The 19,918-nt window shown below is 60.3% G+C and carries 15 protein-coding genes; 2 read left to right on the forward strand and 13 right to left on the reverse strand.

Going from position 1 to position 19,918, the window contains the following annotated elements; translation table 11 throughout:
- Positions 1-703: 703 nt before the first annotated feature.
- A complete protein-coding gene (locus tag NX84_RS00005) occupies positions 704-1,996 on the reverse strand; it encodes an adenylosuccinate synthase (RefSeq protein WP_039672472.1) in 1,293 nt (430 codons plus the stop codon).
- Positions 1,997-2,144: 148 nt separating this feature from the next.
- Positions 2,145-3,221, reverse strand: coding sequence for a hypothetical protein (locus tag NX84_RS00010; protein WP_231913735.1), 1,077 nt, complete (start codon positions 3,219-3,221; stop codon positions 2,145-2,147).
- A 202-nt stretch (positions 3,222-3,423) separates the two neighbouring features.
- Here NX84_RS00010 and NX84_RS00015 point away from each other — a divergent pair, with 202 nt between their 5' ends.
- The gene (locus NX84_RS00015) at positions 3,424-4,308 is read left to right on the forward strand and encodes a hypothetical protein (protein ID WP_039672474.1); all 885 of its coding nucleotides are present in this window, start codon (positions 3,424-3,426) and stop codon (positions 4,306-4,308) included.
- 6 nt (positions 4,309-4,314) lie between these two features.
- Here NX84_RS00015 and NX84_RS00020 read toward each other — a convergent pair whose 3' ends face one another.
- The 10 genes from NX84_RS00020 to NX84_RS00065 form a co-directional block, all read right to left on the reverse strand.
- Complete coding sequence (locus tag NX84_RS00020) at positions 4,315-5,529, reverse strand: FUSC family protein (RefSeq protein WP_039672476.1); 1,215 nt, start codon at positions 5,527-5,529, stop codon at positions 4,315-4,317.
- 180 nt (positions 5,530-5,709) lie between these two features.
- Positions 5,710-6,744: a class II fructose-bisphosphate aldolase gene (fbaA, locus tag NX84_RS00025; RefSeq protein ID WP_039672478.1), complete on the reverse strand. Its 1,035-nt coding sequence runs from the start codon at positions 6,742-6,744 to the stop codon at positions 5,710-5,712.
- Between the two features lie 167 nt (positions 6,745-6,911).
- Positions 6,912-8,123, reverse strand: a complete 1,212-nt coding sequence (locus NX84_RS00030; protein WP_039672480.1) for a glycoside hydrolase family 76 protein — start codon at positions 8,121-8,123, stop codon at positions 6,912-6,914.
- Positions 8,124-8,186: 63 nt separating this feature from the next.
- Entirely contained in the window at positions 8,187-8,879 is a 693-nt protein-coding gene (locus NX84_RS00035; RefSeq protein WP_231913734.1) for a TrmH family RNA methyltransferase, read from the reverse strand.
- On the reverse strand, positions 8,872-9,417 hold the full coding sequence (pyrE, locus tag NX84_RS00040; RefSeq protein WP_039672482.1) for an orotate phosphoribosyltransferase: 546 nt from the start codon (positions 9,415-9,417) through the stop codon (positions 8,872-8,874). Before pyrE ends, NX84_RS00035 begins: the two co-directional genes overlap by 8 nt.
- A 124-nt stretch (positions 9,418-9,541) precedes the next feature.
- Positions 9,542-10,747: a type III secretion system chaperone family protein gene (locus tag NX84_RS00045; protein ID WP_039672484.1), complete on the reverse strand. Its 1,206-nt coding sequence runs from the start codon at positions 10,745-10,747 to the stop codon at positions 9,542-9,544.
- Positions 10,748-10,805: 58 nt separating this feature from the next.
- Positions 10,806-11,657 carry a sulfurtransferase gene (locus tag NX84_RS00050; protein WP_039672487.1) on the reverse strand — a complete coding sequence of 284 codons (852 nt, stop codon included), beginning with the start codon at positions 11,655-11,657 and terminating at the stop codon, positions 10,806-10,808.
- A gap of 87 nt (positions 11,658-11,744) precedes the next feature.
- The gene (gene clpB / locus NX84_RS00055) at positions 11,745-14,303 is read right to left on the reverse strand and encodes an ATP-dependent chaperone ClpB (RefSeq protein WP_039672489.1); all 2,559 of its coding nucleotides are present in this window, start codon (positions 14,301-14,303) and stop codon (positions 11,745-11,747) included.
- Positions 14,304-14,636: 333 nt separating this feature from the next.
- Entirely contained in the window at positions 14,637-16,016 is a 1,380-nt protein-coding gene (locus NX84_RS00060) for a TetR/AcrR family transcriptional regulator (protein ID WP_039672491.1), read from the reverse strand.
- 340 nt (positions 16,017-16,356) lie between these two features.
- Positions 16,357-17,727 carry a sodium/glutamate symporter gene (locus NX84_RS00065; protein ID WP_039672493.1) on the reverse strand — a complete coding sequence of 457 codons (1,371 nt, stop codon included), beginning with the start codon at positions 17,725-17,727 and terminating at the stop codon, positions 16,357-16,359.
- Positions 17,728-17,894: 167 nt separating this feature from the next.
- On the opposite strand from NX84_RS00065, the gene NX84_RS00070 reads away from it, so the two are divergent.
- On the forward strand, positions 17,895-19,091 hold the full coding sequence (locus tag NX84_RS00070; RefSeq protein ID WP_039672495.1) for an FAD-binding oxidoreductase: 1,197 nt from the start codon (positions 17,895-17,897) through the stop codon (positions 19,089-19,091).
- A 13-nt stretch (positions 19,092-19,104) separates the two neighbouring features.
- Here the strand turns inward: NX84_RS00070 and NX84_RS00075 are convergent, their stop codons facing one another.
- Positions 19,105-19,914: a carbon-nitrogen hydrolase family protein gene (locus NX84_RS00075; protein WP_039672496.1), complete on the reverse strand. Its 810-nt coding sequence runs from the start codon at positions 19,912-19,914 to the stop codon at positions 19,105-19,107.
- Positions 19,915-19,918 lie beyond the last annotated feature (4 nt).

Here is a 19,918-nt window from a genome sequence, read left to right on the forward strand (position 1 = left end):
ACCGTGCCGGAGGTTTGAGCCTGCGCCTCTGCGGCAGACTGCGGGGAAACTACCGGATGTACAAACGGCGCAACCAGCGCCACAGAGAGAGCAGCGGCAGCAATACTGGTACCGCGGCGACGCACAACAGCACGCGTCACATTCTTCTTAGCCATACCAAGAAGTCCTTTCCTTAAGACTTATAAAGAGATGGTCACGCTAGGGACAACGTGACCGCACAAGGGTTCAGACCGGCTTGCGCAACCGAGAGCGACTCACATTCATACCCCAGACAGAGGTCAGAGAATCCAGGGAACAGTAAGTTAACTCCTTTAAGATGCTATCTCTTTTAGATCATTTGGAAAACCGCACAGCAAGCTTAAAAGTCTCTTGAAGAAATAATTCCATCGCTATAGCTACGTAAACACCATCAACCTGCAGATATAGGCCTCAATCATGACACGCCAAATTTTCCGTGAAATAACTCACATGGTCACATTCGTAACTCTAGCCACAAAAAGCACGTCTGTGCGGGGGTGTTTTACACAGGACGAAGTAGGAGAGACGTCAACAAGCAGGGCTTACCCCCTACGTATAAGGGCATTGTATTGAGAAAAACACCCCGCCCCTCGCGGCGACTGCAGCGAAAAATGCTGACAGCGAGCCCCAAGGAAGCGGGGGTGGCGGCTGTATAAGTAATACTTATACGGGTCACATACTCAGACTACTGATCTTCCATAACGTCGTGGCGCACAATGGTCTGGTCGCGGCCAGGGCCGACACCGATGTAGGAGATGCGGCAGCCAGAGAGTTCCTCTAGACGCAGGACATAATCCTGAGCCTTCTGAGGGAGGTCGTCAAAAGTCTTGCAGTCAGTAATGTCTTCATCCCAGGCAGGCATGGTTTCAAAGATGGGCTCGGCGTGGTGGAACTCGGACTGAGTCAGGGGCATCTCATCGTAGCGCTTGCCATCAACGTCATAGGCCACGCAGATGGGGATTTCACCGATGCCGGTGAGCACATCCAACTTGGTCAGGAAATAATCCGTGAAGCCGTTGACGCGGGTGGCGTAGCGGGCGATAACGGAGTCATACCAACCGCAACGGCGCTTGCGGCCAGTGTTGACGCCGATTTCGCCGCCAGTGGTCTGCAGGTACTCGCCCCATTTATCGAAAAGCTCGGTCGGGAACGGGCCAGCACCCACGCGGGTGGTGTAGGCCTTGATGATGCCCAGGGAAGTGGTAATGCGGGTCGGGCCAATACCGGAGCCCACGGAGGCACCGCCCGCAGTCGGATTCGATGACGTCACGAACGGGTAGGTGCCGTGGTCGACGTCCAGCATGGTGGCCTGCCCGCCCTCCATGAGGACGTGCTTGCCCTCATCCAGTGCCTGGTTGAGCTCCAGCTCGGCCTCAATCACCATCGGGCGCAGGCGGTCGCGGTAGCTCAGGAAGTACTCCACAACCTGCTCCGGCTCAATAGCCTTGCGGTTGTACATCTTCACCAGCATCTGGTTCTTGATATCCAGGGCGGATTCGACCTTCTGGCGCAGGATGGATTCATCGAAAATGTCCTGCACGCGGATGCCGATGCGCGCAACCTTGTCGGCATACGCCGGACCGATACCGCGACCGGTGGTGCCGATGGCGCGCTTGCCTAGGAAGCGCTCCTGCACGCGGTCAAGCGTCTGGTGGTACGGCGCTACAAGGTGTGCGTTGGCGGAGATGCGCAGGCGCGACGCGTTGGCGCCACGGGCTTCGAGGCCATCAATCTCGTCAAAGAGAGCCTCCAGGTTAATCACCACGCCGTTGCCCAGAACCGGGGTGGCGTTTTCAGAAAGAATGCCGGCGGGAAGGAGCTTCAGCTCGTACTTCTCGCCGCCGACCACGACGGTGTGGCCGGCATTGTTACCGCCGTTAGGCTTAACTACGTAATCGACTTTGCCGCCGAGGATGTCAGTAGCCTTGCCCTTGCCTTCGTCGCCCCACTGGGCGCCGACGATGACGATCGCTGCCATTTTGGTGTCACTTCCTAGTTATTGAAGTCAAATACGCACCTACTTTACCTGCCCTGCTTGTGTGGTGGTGAGTTTGTGACAAGGTCATCAAGAATTAGAGCACTGGCGGCACTATGCGCCGTCCGCGGGGAATTAAGCGTGGGGCTGACTAGACGCTTTCGGTGTTCGCGTCGCCACCGCCCGATTCCTCGTTATCGAAGTAGATGGTGTCGTTGGTGAACATCAGCCTCGACCTGTCTGGGGTGCTGACGATGATGCTGTCATCGACAACGGCGATCTGGGCTTCTATGTCACCGATACCGATTCGGTAGAGCCCGTTGCCTTCAATTTTCTTGCCGTCAGTTGGGATATCGTCATCATACTGGCTGAACTCGGTATTGCCCTCCAGCGGCAGGAAGCTCACCATATTGAATTCAATATCGTCTGGGAGTGGGGTCTTACCGCCCTTGACACCCCAGCCCCCGCCATCGCCATGCGCACAGTCAATAGAGTTATGTTCCTCAGCGATTCCGCAGATCATGTTCCAGCCATCGGCAGCGATAGTGAAGAGCTCTTCGCCGCGGAGGTCTTCTTCATCCTTAGCCAAGTCCGCAGATTCAGTGGGTTCAGACTTCACGTCAAGGTAGAAGATGTCAGAGTTCACGCCGTCAAAAGAGTCATCCATCATAGGTGCTTCGGTGCCTGGCCGCTTATAAACTTTGCCTTCAACACCAACAATGTCACCGTCAGTCTCGGACTCATAGGTGTAGCCCTCCCCGTCCTCACTGACCTCGAACGAGGAGGATGTGATGTAAAGAGCATCCTCGCTATAGATTTTGCCATTGACGAAGAAAGCAGGGACTTTAACGGATTCTCCACCGAACTTGCCCTCCAGCACCACGTAGCTGAGGAACTTGCACGGATCGTACTCGTCCTCACCGACGGTGAGGTCCTCGAATTTCTCGTTGGAGCCCTTCACGTAGGCTTCCTTGTTCTCCAATACCTTGCCGAGTTCAGTGTCTTCCAGCTTCGTGCCTTCCCCGCAGTTAGCGCTCGAGGTTGACGAGGCCGAGCTGCTGGAGGATGCGGTACTCGAGGTCGTGGGTGCTTCCGAGCTCGACTCTGCCAGGGTCATTGCCGCCGCTGTGGTGAAAGCGGGTTCTCCGGCTTTGTCACCAGAGCCTCCGCCAAAAGTACAGGCACTCAGCGCCAGGCCCGTAGCGGAGAGGAGTGCGAGAGTAGTCATGCGAGCAGACACAGTGAGAAACCTCCAAGGGGTAGATAGGACTCTGCTGGAACTCTTCGATGTAGGAAACCTTGTGGGGTTTGACTGCCAGACTACCCAGCCCTTGTGATGCGCACTACAGCATTGGGCAAGGCTCCCCGTTTCGCGGTTGGTTAATTGCCCGCCATTACTGCTTTGTAGATAGGGCTTCTATGATCCTTGTATGTTCTGTGCGCTTTTATACTGCGGTGGCCAAGCCGCAGGCACCGCTTCCGCTCCCCTTGCCCAAGCCGAAGAGCAAGGACTAAAGGTACGGCGCCTGCACGTGAGCGAGGTTCCGACGCGTGCCGAACTCAAGGAGCTTGACGCACTGGCAAAGGAGGTCCTACCGGAGGACCCGACCCCAACACTCGATGAGATCGCTGCACAGCCGGATGTGGATCATTTAGGACAGCCCGGCTCAGCACCGCAAGCACGGTTCTTGCGCGAGCCGTTGCGTGTGGTCGTCGTAGGCAGTGATGCGGCGCTGAGTTCCGTGCTCACTCGAATGGTGCGTGCGGACTATCTGTGGGCTGAGGTGGGCTTCGTGCCAACCGAGGAGACATCCACGGCAGCGATGAATTGGGGGCTGCCTACATCCGCAGAAGACGCTCTCTCATTTGCGCTGAGTGCGCCGGTTAAACCAGTACCGCTCATTCGAAATGATGCGGGCCTGGCCGTTGCGGGCTCTGCCACCATTGCGGAATGGTCAGGGAAGGAGATTACGGGTGAGATTATCGTCGATGATGCTGTGCTTTTGCGCGCGGACCGCGAGAAGCATGTCTTTGGCGCTCGCCTTGTGCCCATGACCGATGCGCCGGGCATCGTGGCGGCAAAGGCGGTATCGAGCTTTACTGCGGAAGCTGAGCCACGGCGGGGACTATTCGCTCGGCTCCGCAAACAAGCACAGCCGGGACAACTCGACCCCGATAGTGTGGTGCAGGGAAGAGCCGTGCAAGCAGGCGGGCCAGAGCTGAGCGTCAGCGTCGATGGCATCCGCGCACCGCGCCCAGTCAAACGCGTGACGTTCTACCGTCACCTGCGCGACCTGCAAATAGTGCGGCCCTAGTCATCCTTAATCCTCGTCCTCGAGCACCTCCGGCGGGAAGGCTGGGTGCTTCGACGTGGGCACAAGCTGCGCCACCGCAGATTCGCGAGACATGCCACAAATCATGAGCAAGTCCACGATGATGGAGCGCGTTTGTGCCAGCACCGCATAAGCGGATAGAACCGGCTTATCCCCCGCCATGTCAACAGAGCAGCGTGCCGCTAGCTGGCGCAGGCGGTGGACGATGTCGGGGATGGCGTGGGCCTCATCCACGCGGCGTTCCCGCGCGGATTGGTGGCTATAGAGCTCCGAGAGTTCCATCATGATGTCCGAGATGTCGTCGATAAGCTCGACCTGCTCCGGGGTTGCTTCATCATCATCTTCAGCCAGGACGAGCGCACGGCGGGACAGCACACGGGTGCCGCGGACAACGTTATCGACGGGGGTGAGAACACGCTCCAAGGAGCGGACGTTGCGCTGCGAGCCCCACAGGAACGGCGACAAACGTGCGGTCTCCGCACCACCTTTCGTAGCGTTGAGCATGTTGTTTATGTCATCCTGAGTGCCGCGCACAGCATCACGTGCTTCTTGGATGCGGTCGGGGTCGTTATCCTCTAGGCCTTTCGACACATCGACGAGCACCGATGACGTGATTCCTAAAACCTTGGACACCTCGGTTCGGCCCGCTCGCAGAGGCGAATTGGGGATGAGCATGATCATGGACAGGCCAATGACCGCACCGATAATGGCGTCAATCGCGCGGGAGACTCCGCCCATCTCCGTCGGGGGCAAAATCGTGGCGATGAGGATGGCGGCGATGACAATCTGATTGGACACCAACTGCGAGCCGGTGACGAGGGAACCGATAATCAACGCCAGACCAATAATGATGGTCATGTGAATGGGTCCAGTGCCAAGTGCATCTACGAGCAACGTGCCCACGAGAACGCCGATGACACCGCCGATGGCCATGTCGACTGCACGTTTAATGCGGTCGCTGCCAGATAGGCCCAGAATGATGATGACGGCCATCGGGGCGAAGAAGGGCTGCTCGTGGCCGAAGAAATCGTGTGCGACATAGAACGCGAGTCCAGCGCCAAGGGTGCACTGGATCATGTAGACCAGCCGGTTGCGCACGCGCGTAAAGCGTGACTTTAAAGACCTATCTACTAGCCGCAGCTGCTCGCGGGTTGTCCTGCGAACGCGCTTGACGGTACTCGACGATGACTCTTGCGCTCCCATGATTCCCGTATTTTACGCGTTCGGCTGCAGGCATTGACTTGGGTTTCCGGGGCTCGATGCAAAAATGAGCACGATAGCTGTCCGAACCGGATGGATTCGGGAGCTATCGTGCTTCGTTCGTGCGCTGGCTTGGGGCGTCTTACTAAAGCGACGGCGCCGAGCAACAGCGCCCGCGAACCGTTACTTAGAAACGGTCTTGCCCACGGAGTGCAGGTCCTGGCAGGCCTCAACCACGCGGTCAGCCATAGCCTGCTCTGCCTTCTTCATGTAGGAACGCGGGTCGTAGACCTTCTTGTTGCCCACCTCGCCGTCAATCTTGAAGACGCCATCGTAGTTGGCGAACATGTGGCGAGCGACCGGGTTGGTGAAGGCGTACTGGGTATCGGTGTCAACGTTCATCTTGATAACGCCGTAACGCAGAGCCTCCTCGATCTTCTCCTTCTCGGAGCCGGATCCGCCGTGGAAGACGAAGTCGAACGGCTGGGCGCCGTCCTCAAGGCCAAGCTTCTTGACGGCAACCTTCTGGCCCTCATCCAGAACCTCCGGACGCAGCTTCACGTTGCCCGGCTTGTACACGCCATGGACGTTGCCGAAGGTTGCAGCCAGCAGGTAGCGGCCCTTCTCACCGGTGCCGAGGGCATCGATGGTCTTCTCAAAGTCCTCCGGGGAGGTGTAGAGGTTAGCGCCAGCCTTAGCCTGAACGCCGTCCTCTTCGCCGCCGACGACACCAATCTCAACCTCGAGAATGATGTTGGCGTTCTTTGCCTTCTCCAGCAGCTCCTGAGCGATTTCCAGGTTCTCATCGATCGGGATAGCGGAGCCGTCCCACATGTGGGACTGGAACAGCGGCAGCTCGCCGCGGTCTACGCGCTCCTGGGAGAGGGCGATGAGCGGGCGCACGTACTCATCCAGAACTTCCTTCTGGCAGTGGTCGGTGTGCAGCGCAACGTTGATGCCGTAGTGCTGTGCTGCTTCGTGAGCGAAGGCAGCGAGTGCCCTTGCACCGGCAACCTTGTTCTTGACGGACAGGCCGGAACCGAACTCGGCACCGCCGGTGGAGAACTGGATGATGCCGTCAGACTCAGCCTCGGCGAAGCCGCGGAGTGCTGCGTTGATGGTTTCGGAGGAGGTGCAGTTGATGGCCGGGAATGCGAAGCCGCCCTTCTTGGCGGTATCGAGCATCTGGTTATAGACCTCAGGGGTTGCGATTGGCATAAAGATCCATCCTTTGGAGTTGCTGTGCAGTAAGCCGTGCTACCTCGCTGTTCGGCGAAACAACACGTTCCAACACCCAAGTATGCCTATCGATGTTGGTTTTCGCCGTGCGATACGGTGTGATCTCACTTAAGGGGGTGATCCCAGTGCGCAGTGATACAGGTCCACTAGGAGTTTTGTACCTTTTTGGATTCTTCCTTGTGCTTCCAAATTCGGGCGCAGGCCTCCAGTAGCATCCAACCGGACAACTGAACGGACAAATCACGCTCGGCCACGCGGATGATGCCAACCTTCTGGCCTAGACTCGACGGGCCGAATCCGTAGTTGTGGGGCAGCTTCGCGTCCGCAGTCCAGTCGGAGCCAAAAATGGGAAGGCCGTCGACCTCGAGGCGGTGCTCCCACACGGACTCAGCAGAACTGATAACAAGGCGTGCCGCCAGCTTTTTCGTGGCACGATTGGCAGGCGAATCACCAGGAAGACGTACGGCCACGTCTGCGAGGTAGCGCACAAGAATGCCCTTGAACAGGCCGCCATCGCCGTCACCGGTTTTCCAGTCAATAACGCCAGTATGGGTTGCCATGCCAGTGGCCACAGCCTGAACGAGACTGCGGATGCGGGTGGTGTAATCCATCATGTCCTTGGCCAAGTCAGCCTCGTAGATGGTGTCGATGGTTTCCAAGGAAGTCAGTCCTGACTTCTTGCGCAGAGCAAGGACAATTTCCAGGCAAGCACCGAGGACAACGCCTTGGCAGTAGGGATGGATGGCGCGAACAATCTCGCGGCCGTCCATGCGCATGCGGATGCCGTCCATAACGAATCCGTCATCGTCGATGAGGTGGTCGTAGATCCAGTCCACGATGTGGCGGGCCTCGTCCAAACGCCCCATGCGAGCAAGCATGATGGCCCCGGGACCGTTGGAAGGAACGTTGAGGAAGGTCTCACCTTCGCGCCACGGCAGCACTCCCACCTGGGAGTCGATACCGGCGCGAATGTTGCCCTGCAGGACGCTGAGTTTCTTGTACGGACGCAACTTTTTCAGCTCCCCGGCGCGGGCCATGGCGAGGGCCATCCAAGCTTTGTCATCGTAGTAACGATTCTTTGTCAGCGCGCGCAGGTTGCGCACATGGATACCGCGCATGGTGTTGGCAATAAGCGTCCGGCGCACCTTGGTGTTTTTGCGCAGTGCGGCATCAACCTGGCAATCCAGGTAGTGGGCCTGCCACCAGTAGTGCCAATGGACAAAGAGCGATTCCTTGGTGGTAGGCGGCCAGCTCACCACTGCAAGGTTGGTACGCGGCAAGCCCCACACAGCGCTCGCATGGCGCTCGTTGATGGCTGTCTCCGCGAGGTCAGCACGGTGTGCCCATTTTTCTTTCACGTCTAACCCATCATTCTGTGATGTGAATTCGTTACCTCACATGTAAACATAGTGGGAGGGGTCTCACCATGCTTTTGACAAGTCGGCGTGCTGTCGAATCCACGCATGCATGGCAATACCTGCGGCCACTCCCGCATTGATGCTGCGCGTGGAGCCAAATTGGGCGATGGAGCACGTCATTAGCGCTGCGTCTTGGGCCTCTTGGCTCACACCGGGGCCCTCTTGACCAAAGAGAAGAAGGCAGCGCTCAGGCAGCTCTGCGGTTTCGAGAGGCACACACCCGGGGGTGTTGTCGATAGCGACGACGGTGAGCTCCTGCTCGGCAGCCCAAGCCATAAGTTCATTGACGTCCACATGGTGCATGAGGTGCTGGTACCTATCGGTCACCATGGCGCCGCGGCGGTTCCAACGGCGGCGGCCTACGACGTGGACGGTGTCGACAGCAAAGGCGTTGGCCGTGCGCACAACCGTGCCGATGTTGGCGTCGTTCTCGAAGTTCTCGATGGCGATGTGAAGGGCATGGCGGCGGGTATCGATGTCCGCACGGATGGCCTCGCGCGACCAGTAACGGTAGGCGTCCACGACGTTGCGGCGGTCGCCTTCAGCCAGCAGCTCTGGGTCGTATTTATCCGCTTCTGGCCCTTCGGGCAGCGGCCCTTCCCAGGGGCCGACGCCGTGGCGTCCTTCGTTCCACTCGGTGGGGCCTTTGGCGTCAGTGGTTTCGTTGTGGTGAGCGATGTCGCCGGGATTAGGCAAGGTCGAGGTCCTCAAGGCCCAGCAGGTAACGGTATTCCAAACCTTCGGCGGCGATGGCTGCACCGGCGTCGGTATCACGGTCCACAACGGTGGCCACACCAACGACCTCAGCGCCTGCGTTTCGCAGGGCCTTAACGGCGGTCAGCGGGGAGTTACCGGTCGTGGTGGTGTCCTCCACGACGAGTAACTTCTGGCCCTCCACGTTGAAGCCCTCAATTTGGCGCTGCATACCGTGCTTCTTGGCTTCCTTGCGCACAACGAAAGCATCGATGTCGCGGCCGTCAGCATGCATGATGGACAGCGCGACTGGGTCAGCACCCATGGTCAGTCCGCCGGCAGCGGCGAAGTCCCAGTCGGCGGTGAGCTCACGCAACAAGGAGCCTATGAGGCGGGATGCCTCGTGCTGCAAGGTAGCGCGGCGCAGGTCAACGTAGTAGTCAGCCTCCTTGCCGGAGGACAGCGTGACCTTACCGTGGACGACGGCCAGCTCCTTTACCAGTTCTGCTAGGCGTTGCTTCTTCTGCTGATCCAGGCTCATCGCGCGCTCCTTCGGTGTGTGGCTGTCTCTAGCCTTTAAAAATCCGCCCTGTAGTCTACCCTCTTCCAAGTAGCAGACCATTACACGGGCTGCAGTGCTCGCAGCGAACTACTCATGGCGCTGACTAGTCGAAAATAGATGAGCCACCATCGAAGCGGCGCGGCAGGCGGGCTTGGTTCTGCTCGTGGGTTGGGTGTTCGCGACCATCAGCGATGGCGTCAACCTCGTCCGCGCCAAGGCTCGTGTGGTCGATGGGGCCATGTGTTTCGCTCGTCGTGCGGCTCGGCATGACCACAGGTTCAGTTGGTCGCTGGATATTGGGAGCACCGACGGAGGCGTCACGGTCAGGGACGGCCGTAGGGCCAGTGGGCTCTGGCTGCGGAGGTGCGGGAATGTCACGGCTCGGGTCGAGCTCGTCTACGCGCAGCACCTGAGTAGCTTCGGAGCGCGGCGGGAGGACGCGGGCGGTATCAGCCAACACCGCAAGTGGTTCGAGCATCTCTTCCCATTCGGTGCTACGAGCTTGCTTGGTGGTTTGGGCAAGGACCCACTCCCCTTCCATCCACGCAGCAGTGACTACAGCGGGCAGCGCGCGCAAGGCGCGGGTAACGCGGTCATCGATGAGGCGCTGGCCCACGCCGGCTTCGGAGGCGAAGACGTCAAAGCCTTCCTCCGTGCACACGTGGACGAGGTCATCGGAAAAAGTGTCCACAGTCTCCCCTACGCGGCGGAAATCAATCACGATGTCAGAGGCTGCGCCAGTACGCATGGCCATGATGGGGATAGCGCCCATATCGAAGAGCAGCGTTTCATGGCCGCGAACGGTTCCAGCGATGATGTCCTTCGGTTCTTGGCCGCGGGCGGCAGCGCCACGGGTCCACTCATCAGCAAGGTAGGAATCGTGTTTGGCATACTCCCAGCCGCGCTGTTGGCCAAAAGCTTTCCGCTCGCGGCGAGCGCTGCCGGGTACTAGCTGCTTGGCACGTTCGGCTCGCTCCGCAAAGCGGGGTGCCGGGGCCGGTTCCGCAGTCATGGTATCGGCGCCAGTTTCTGGCTCTGAGATTACTTCCGGGGTTGGGTCCGCTGCCGGCTTTGCTACTGGCAGTGGCTCAGGCATCGGTTCCGGCTCGGGAGCGAGATCGTACTCGGGCTCAGGTGTCGGTTCAGGTTGCGGTTCCGGCTCCGAGGTGGGCTGCTCAGGCAGCTGTTCGTCGGTGGACGGTGCGGCATCAGCGGCCGAGGTTTCGGCGCGCTGGCGCTGGTCCCACCAGAGCAGGAGCAGGCCTGCTAGGAGCGCGACGGCGGCGAGAAGTAAGAGTACGAAAGACATTACTGACTGAGCTTAGTCGACTGGCTGAGCTTAATCGCTCGGGACGAGGGCGGGGCGCTTAGACGTGGTCGCGGTCGCCGCGCTCGACGGGGTTCTTCGGGTTCGCAGACCACTGAGACCAACCACCCACGAAGTGTCGCAGGCCCGTAAAGCCCACGTATTCGAAGAGAGCGATGGCTAAGGAAGAGTGGTTACCGGAGCCGGAGTAAATAATAGCGCCGTCGGTGTTCTCCTTGGTAACGCCGTGTTCGCCCAGGATGTCAAGGATTTCTTCCTTAGAGCGCCACACGGTCACACCGTCGGTGTGGAAGAGGCGCTCCGGCAGGTTGACCGCGCCCGGGATGTGGCCGGCCTTAAGGTCGAGGTTCTCGCGGCGGCCGGCGAAGCGGTTGCGCGTGCGAGCGTCGAGAAGCAGCCCCGTATGTTCCTTGACCTCATCGATAGTGACCGTGGGCATGGAACCTGGCTGGACGGTGATGTCTGAGGTCATACCCAGGTTGCCCGGGCCGGTGAGGGTAGGCATGCCCTGGGCGCGCCAGTTGGACAGGCCGCCGTCAAGGATGCGGACGTTCTGCACGCCCGCCCAGCGCAGCGTCCACCATGCGCGGCCGGCGAAGAGGCCACGGCCCTCGTCGTAGACGACGACCTCGTAGCCCTCACGCAGACCCCAGTGGTCAACCCACTCTTGGACCTTCTCCGCCAGTGGTAGTGGGTTGCGGCCCACCTTGGAGCCCGGCAGGCCCACGAAGGCAGAGGCGGCGTCCGCATACTGGGCAGTCGGTACGTGGAGGGAGGAGAACTGATTGAAGGACTCTCCTTCGCCAGGAGCCCAAAGGGAGGCAAGGATAGTTGTCTTGTCGCCGTGGTAAATCTTGTCACGAAGCTCGTGCGGGGAGACCAAAATGCTCATGCCCCCGATGATAGGGGCATGAGCGGGTTGGCGCGCGCCGTGCGGAGAAGGCTCAGCTTGGCTGCGGGCCGTGCGAAGCGGCTCGGCTTAGCTGCGGGCGGTGAGGTCGAGGCGCTCGCCGCCATCGGCTACGTCGACATGGACGGTATCGCCGTCGACGATGTCACCGGCCAGCAGCTTCTTCGCCAGCTGGTCACCGATGGCCTGCTGAATGGTGCGGCGCAGCGGGCGGGCACCGTAGGCCGGGTCATAGCCGCGGTCCGCGAGCCAGGACTTGGCGGAGTCCGAGACCTGCAGGGTCAGGCGGCGGGAGGCGAGGCGCTCAGCCAGGCCGCGCAGCTGGATGTCAACGATGCCACGCAGGAGTTCCTCGGAGAGGGGCTCGAACATGACCACGTCATCAAGGCGGTTGATGAATTCGGGCTTGAAGGCCTTCTTCACCGCAGCCATAGTTTCCTCACGGGTGCCGCCGGCACCCAGGTTGGAGGTCAGGATGATGACCGTATTGCGGAAATCCACCGTGCGGCCCTGGCCATCCGTCAAGCGGCCTTCATCGAGAACCTGCAGGAGGACGTCGAAGACATCGGGGTGGGCCTTCTCGACTTCGTCGAAAAGCACCAGCGTGTATGGACGGCGACGCACAGCTTCAGTGAGCTGACCGCCGGCCTCGTGACCAACGTATCCCGGAGGAGCACCGACGAGGCGGGAGACGGAGTGCTTCTCGCCGTACTCGGACATATCGATGCGGACCATGGCGGATTCATCATCGAAGAGGAAGTCCGCCACTGCCTTAGCCAGCTCCGTCTTACCCACGCCGGTGGGTCCGAGGAAGAGGAAGGAGCCGGTCGGGCGGTTCGGGTCGGCCACGCCCGCGCGGGAGCGGCGCACCGCATCCGAGACCGCAGTGACGGCTTCCTTCTGGCCGACAACGCGCTTGCCCAGAACAGATTCCATGTTGAGCAACTTCTCGGTCTCTCCCTGCAGCATCTTGCCGGCGGGAATACCCGTCCAAGCGGAGACAACCTCCGCGATGGTGTCCGGGGTGACCTCCTCACTGAGCATGGTGTTGCGCTGCTGCGTGGCCTTCTCCTCGGCGGCAGCGAGGTCCTTCTCCAGCGGCGGGATCTTGCCGTAGTTAATCTCAGAAGCCAGTGCTAGGTCACCATCGCGCTCGGCAATTTCGGCTTGGCGGCGCAGGTCATCGAGTTCTTCCTTGATGTTTTGGACATCATCGATGGCCTTCTTCTCATTAGCCCAGCGGGCCTTAAGCTCACCGAGCTTCTCGCGCTGGTCCGCCAGCTCCTGCTGGAGGGTCACCAGGCGGTCCTGGGAAGCGGCGTCAGATTCCTTCTTGAGAGCGAGTTCTTCGATCTCCATGCGGCGGACAATGCGCTCCAGCTCGTCAATTTCCTGCGGGGAGGAGTCAATCTCCATGCGCAGGCGGGAGCCGGCCTCATCGACCAAGTCGATAGCCTTGTCCGGCAGAAAGCGGTTGGTGATGTAGCGGTTAGACAGCTCCGCGGCGGACACCAAGGCGGAGTCCATGATGCGCACGCCGTGGTGCACCTCGTAGCGCTCCTTGAGTCCACGCAGGATGCCGATGGTGTCTTCGACGGAAGGCTCGGCGGCGTAGACCTGCTGGAAGCGGCGCTCGAGGGCGGCGTCCTTTTCGATGTACTTGCGGTACTCGTCCAGGGTCGTGGCACCGACTAGGCGCAGCTCACCACGGGCGAGCATGGGCTTAATCATGTTGCCGGCGTCCATCGAACCGTCACCGGTAGCGCCGGCGCCGACGATGGTGTGCAGCTCATCGATAAAGGTGATGATCTGGCCCTCGGAGGCCTTAATCTCATCAAGCACGGCCTTGAGGCGCTCCTCAAATTCACCGCGGTACTTCGCACCAGCAACCATGGAGCCAAGGTCCAGGCTGATGAGGGTCTTGCCCTTGAGGGACTCGGGGACGTCCCCGGCCACGATGCGGCGAGCAAGCCCCTCCACAATGGCGGTCTTACCCACGCCGGGCTCACCGATAAGCACCGGGTTGTTCTTGGTACGGCGGCTCAGAACCTGCACCACGCGGCGGATTTCCTGGTCGCGGCCGATAACGGGATCAATCTTTCCTTCGCGGGCACGGGCAGTAAGGTCCGTGGCGTACTTTTCTAGTGCCTGGAACTGATCCTCCGGGTTCTCCGAGGTCACCTTGGCGGCACCGCGCACGGACGGGAATGCGCCTTTAAGCGCGTCATAGGTTGCGCCACGGGAGGTCAACAGCTCAGCCGCATCCGATTTAGAGCCCGCTATGGCCGCCAGCAGCACCTCAGTAGAAACATATTCATCACCGAGCTCACCGGCCAGCTCCTGGGCGCGGGTCAGAACGTTGAGTGCGTCGCGGTTAAAGTTCGGGTTCGCCATGTTGGCGCCCTCAGCCTTGGGCAGGGCATCAATAAGCTCGCGAGCCTCCTTAAGAACCGTGTCCGAGTCCACGCCGGTGGCCTTAAGGACTGGGGCGGCAATGCCGTCCTTTTGCTCGAGGATGGCTGCTAAAAGGTGCGCCGGACGGATATCCGGGTTGCCGTTCGCGGAGGCGACTTTCAGCGCCTGCTGCAGGGCTTCCTGCGTCTTGGTAGTGGGGTTAAAAGAATTCATGTTTGTATCTCCTTGTGTTTATTGCCCTCCCTCGCACCAAGGTGATTGTGGTTGTGCCCTGAGCGGGGAAGGTGGCTTCACCGACTATAACGCCAAAGAACTTGAGTCTGTTCCACTCAAGTCGATCTTTTATGGAGATTTTCTATCCGAGCAGGTTGATATAGGTTCGCTCAACTTTGTAAGAGGGTCTATGGCCATACCCCGGATGCAGCCGGCTGCAGAAAGCACGAAGCGCCCTCGGTGCATATGCAGGAGGGCGGGATGCGGTGTGGTTGGCGCGCGGTGGGCGCGTGGGCGCGCTGCGTGGAGAAAATGCGCGGCGCGGCAGGAGCGCTAGGCGCGGAGGCTGTGCTCGAAGGTGGCGAAGACGATGCCGATCACGGCGAAGTAGATCGACCACTTCTGCTCGAGGTCAATGGAGCGGAACTCGCCTACGGAGGCTAGATGACACATGCCGTCCGCACCTGCCCACAAGGTGAAATTCTTGATGTAGACCAGGCGGTCCTTGGGCTCGTGACCAGCTTCTCGCAGCGCTTCACGGGTAAAGCGCATAAGCTGTGCGAAGGACTCACCCATCTGGGTTTGGTCTTCCTCGCCGTCTTCGCTCAGCGGGACCACGGAGCCAGATGCCGCTGCGATGCACGCGCTGTAGCGGTCCGGAGCGGTTATAGCGTAGTGGAAGTAGGCCACGGCGCTGCACAAGAGCTTATCCTTGGCGCTGGCATCCGCCGGCAGCTTGTCCAGGAGGTAGAGGATCATATCCTCAAGTTCGCGGTCGGTTTCGTGCTCGACGCGCTCACGCAGCACAAAATCATTGTCCGCGAGGGACGCCACGAAAACGTCGGACACACCAAAGTATTCGGCAACGTTCTCGATGGTCACAGCCTGCATGCCTTGCCTTCCCGCAAGCTGAATGGCGTGCTCCATGACAGCAGCGCTGGCTCGGTCCGTAGGCAGTGCCGTGAGATCTTCAATAGTGGAGAGATCCGGTAGCGCTGCGCGGCCTGGGTCGTAGGTAGAAATACGTTCGCGGAAGACTGACATGCTATCACTGACGTCGAGGAGCTCACTGGTCTCGGCGGAATGAAACAGCGTTCCGATGAGCGCCTTGCACACCTCACGGAGATTAAAGTGGCGAACCACCGAGTGCTGGTGACGCAATACGCCAAGAACACTCAAGTGCGCCATGCCATGAACGGTTGCCCAGCTGGCCACGCTAAGTTTTGCCAGGGTTTCCGGGCACACATCCGGACCTATTTCAAGTCCAGCACGGTCCACGATGAGAGCCATGTTCTGATGAACAAGATCTAAGGCCGCATTGTGGGACGGGCCGCCCTTCAACAGTGCCTGCCATTCATCGTTGAGAACGCGGGCCTTCTGCTCAAAGAGATAGCGGAAAAGTTCCGGCTCACGCTCGGCATACTCGTAGTAAGCCTCCGTAAACGTGGTGAGCCTGTCAAACAAATCTGCGTAGCTCGGGACTGCCTTGAGGGTTTCCTCGAGAAAGTTCACCTTGCGCTGAGACACATACTCGGGGATAGCAGAGATGATCTCCTCACGGTCAGAAAATACAGCGGTGACATCGGAGGGCTTCAGATCCGCGTATTTGGCCACCGATTCCGCAGTGACGGCATCGTCGCCCTGGGCCGCAGCCACGTGGATCGCCGATTCGAGGACGTCCTCGCGAGGAGAGTCCTCATAAAAATGCTTCATGTATTTTCCTAAAGAATGTGCCCAGCAGGCGAAAAAGAAGGATAGAGGCAGATTAACAGCCCCTCAGATTTTAGCCTGAGCAATCTTTAAACAGCAATGCGAGAGGGGTATTTAATTGCTATCTCACAGCAGCATTACAGCGTGAGTTCAATTAACCCAGCCACAGCGCCTGCCGTGATTTCCCTTCGCAATATTTTAGTATTTTGACTAAGTGTTCAGCTCCTCCCGTCAGCAGGGTGTGAAGAGCTGACGGTGTAGGCCACTAATGCGACCTACAACTGAGCAACAACAAAGCCCCGGCTGCTCCTTCAAGCACGCCGGGGCGAATGACAAAGGCACTCTACTTGGAGGCGCCGACGTGCCCGATGCCTTCCTTGAAGATGGTGCCGCGCGGCGGCATCATGCCGGTGAACTTGAACACGAGGTAGATGACCACCGCGATACCCAAGGAGAGCCAGCCAAAGCCCGCGGTAAAGCCGTACATAACAGACAGCGGGGCGATGATGGTCCAGGAAATCTCGAAGGGGCCGAAACCGATGTAGGCCATGCCGTACTCAGACAGCGTGCCGGACTTGAGCTTCGGGTCGACGATCTTGAGGACGGCAATGCCGGTCGCCACGGTAGCGGTAGCCCAGCCCCACCCAAAGATGCCGCGCTCGATCCAGCGCTCACCAAAGAACTCAGCGGGGAACCACATGAGGAAGAAGGCACAGTAGACAGTACCGAGGACGAAGAGAAGGAGGAGCGCCTGCCAGTAGGCGGCCACAGCGGCCGGAACGATGGCGGCCACGCCGAAGGCGATGAGGTAATCGGTCGCCGCGCCGGATACGGAGCTCACGGTGTCCTTATCCAGGTAGTCCTTGGCACCAATCATGTTCATAATGGCGCGGAAGAGGAGGCCGACGACCATGGACATGGCAAACAGCGGGATGGAGACGTTCTCCCACAGGGAGGCGATGCCCTGGTTGATGCCGTAGGCAGTCATCACGGTCAACGCAATGAAACCGACGTGGAGGGTGATGGGTTCAATGGCCGACGGGTTGGTCGTCGCACGGCCCAAGGACGGGCGATCTTCGAGGCGGGAGATGTAGCCGCGACGCAGCTCTTCCGGAAGTTCCTTCGGAACATGGGAAACCTTGCCCTTGCGAATTCCCCAGTTACCAGCCACGATGCCGCCGATGATGGCAGCCAACGTACCCACGGTCGCAGAGGTAAAGCCCAAGGACGAGGCCGCATCCGCGCCCACGCCCTCGAGTGCGCCACCCACGGCCGCAGCAGTACCAAAGCCACCGATAAAGCCCACCGGAAGCATCATGCCGAACCAGTCTGGGGTGTCGAAGGCCGGCTTAAAGAGCAGAAGACCCAGCACGATGAACAGGCCCCACTGGCCGGTGAACATCATGGTGGAATAACCCCACATGTTGCGGGCACCTTTGCCCATGTTGCCGCCCATCTCCATGGAATACGCCATGGAGGCGAACACTACGGCGATGAGCAGCGAGGTGTAGCTACCCAGGTTGTCCGATAGACCGATCCAGCCTAAGACGTTGGGGCCTAGGAGCAAGCCGAGCAGGCCGGCAGTAATGGGCGCGGGTAGGAGCAAATCCTGGAATACGAACTTGACCTGGTGGCGCAGAACGTTGCCGATAACCATGAGCAACGAGATCCAGCCGACGTCGACCATGATCGTATACGCAGAGAACTCTTCCATGCGAAAACTTCCTTCCATGCCGCTTGCTGCGGCGTCATAGAGATAAGAGTCACCCTCTTCCGGGAAATGAACCGTAGATTACACTACAAGCAGATGCCCGCAACGCCAGCCCTGTATATAACCCGTGGGTAATTTGTGGTTACCCCCGGCGACTAGGATGGGCGGGCATGAGGGAACTGGGTGAACATCTGCGCAATCATGCCGAGGACTATCGCGACGCAGTACATAGCCACTTTTTCAGCACTGTGGCACAGGCTCGCCAGATTTTCGCTCTCTCCATGAAGGACACGCACCCCTCGATGGCGCCGGCCTTGGCATGGGTGCTGGAGAATTTGGAGGATGGGGAGGTTCGGGGGGACGTCGCCAAGCGCATGGCCCTCATGGGCCGTGAACATCGCCGCCATGGGTTCCCACCGGAGGTGTATCCACAGTTTGAGGCTTCGCTCATTCATGGGCTGGGGGTGCTGGGGCTCACGCCGCATCAGCATGAGGTGGCGGCGCGGACGATTTCCCGTATCTGCGCACTAATGCAGGAGGCAGCACAGCTTGACGACGCCTCCGGGATCCCCCCTGCCCACAGCGCCCAGGTCGTGGCCGTGGAGAAGCCGAATCGGCGCACGGCCGTGGTGCGGCTGGAATCGGGTGTGCCGCTGGAGTACCGCGCAGGCCAGCACGTTCCGGTCACCTCGCAGATCACGCCCGGTACCTGGCGCTTGCTCACCCCGGCTGCCCCGGCGGATCCTTCGGGGCAGTTGACCTTCCACGTGGCGCTGGCGGGCGAGGCCTCGTCGATGTTAGCCATGGCGCAGCCGGGCGATTGGTGGACTCTGGGCGCGCCTGCCGGTGAACCGGTGACCCTGGATTCCTCCACGACGCTCATTTCGTTCGGCACAGGATGGGCCGGTGCGCGGGCACTGCTTCTCGACGCCCTCCCCGACCTCCCCGTCGGACTGCGCGTGGTCGTCGTTGCTCCCACGCCGGGCAAACACTATGACACGGAGTTCCGGGCCAACCTGATGGCCCTCGTTCCTTCCCTCGACATTCAGCACATTGTCCGCGATGCCCACGATCCCTGGCTGCTGGGTGCAACAGCACCGGCGGAGGGTTTTGAGCCTCTCGTGGCGGAGGAGCCCATGGACCCCGTCCTCGCCCGAGGCACTGACCGCCGTTTCGTGCTCATTGGCCCGGCGGACCGAGTCGAGGTAGCCCAGGCAGCGCTACTCAAGGGCGGGGTGCCTCCTGAGTCAGTCGTGACGGAGGGCTGGCAACGCGGTAGCGAGTGGACGGCGTCGGCCGCCGAGCTCGACGGCTGGGGCGATGACTGGGAGGCGTGGGCTGCGTGGAAGAAATCGCAGTGGGCTTAAGCGCTCGAAGCGCTTAAGCGTCTAGAACGGGAAGGGATTCCCTGACCTTCGCCACGGTGTCCGCGTCCACCTCGCCGTAGAGGATCTCCGGTTCATATCCGGCTTCGGCCACGCGGGTGCCATCGGGCGCCACGAGTACTGAGTGACCAATTCCCGTTGGCCCTGAGGCCTCCCCTGCCTTCGCTTCCCCGCCTGGGCGCGCCTGGCCGGCAGCAAGGATGTAGCTGGTGGAATCCAGTGCGCGGGCAGCGGACAAAAGGCGCCACTGCTCCAGCTTGCCCGGACCATCTGCCCAGCTGGTGGGCACGACGATGACCTGCGCGCCCTGGCGGGCGAGCTCCTTGAACTGCTCCGGGAAGCGGATGTCATAACAGGTGGCCACGCCGACGGTGATGTCACCGGCGTCGAAGACCACGAGGGACTCGCCTGGGCGGACGGTATCGGATTCTCTGTATTTAAAGGCGTCGTAAGTGTGGATTTTTTCGTACCCGCCCAGCACACCTGGGCCGGCGATGAGCGCCACATTGGCCACGCGGTTGATTGTCTTACCGTCGCGCTCGACGGTATCGGCCGGCGCAAACATGCCCAGCACCACATAGACCCCGAGCTCTTCTGCCAGCGCGCGCACTGCCGTGGCCACGCGGCCGTCGAGGCCTTCCGCGTGGGTGTCGAGGCGCCCAGAATCAAAGCTTTGGGTGGTGGCCTCAGGCAAGACGATGAGCCTGGCGCCATTCTCGGCGGCCTCCCGAATCTTTTCGAGGGCTACCGCGAGGTTCTCCTCCACGTCTCCAGTGCTGGTCAACTGTACTGCTGCTACCTTCATGCGG

Origin of the sequence: Corynebacterium minutissimum, assembly GCF_000805675.1 — a bacterium.
In the GTDB taxonomy this organism is placed as follows: Bacteria; Actinomycetota; Actinomycetes; order Mycobacteriales; family Mycobacteriaceae; genus Corynebacterium; species Corynebacterium minutissimum.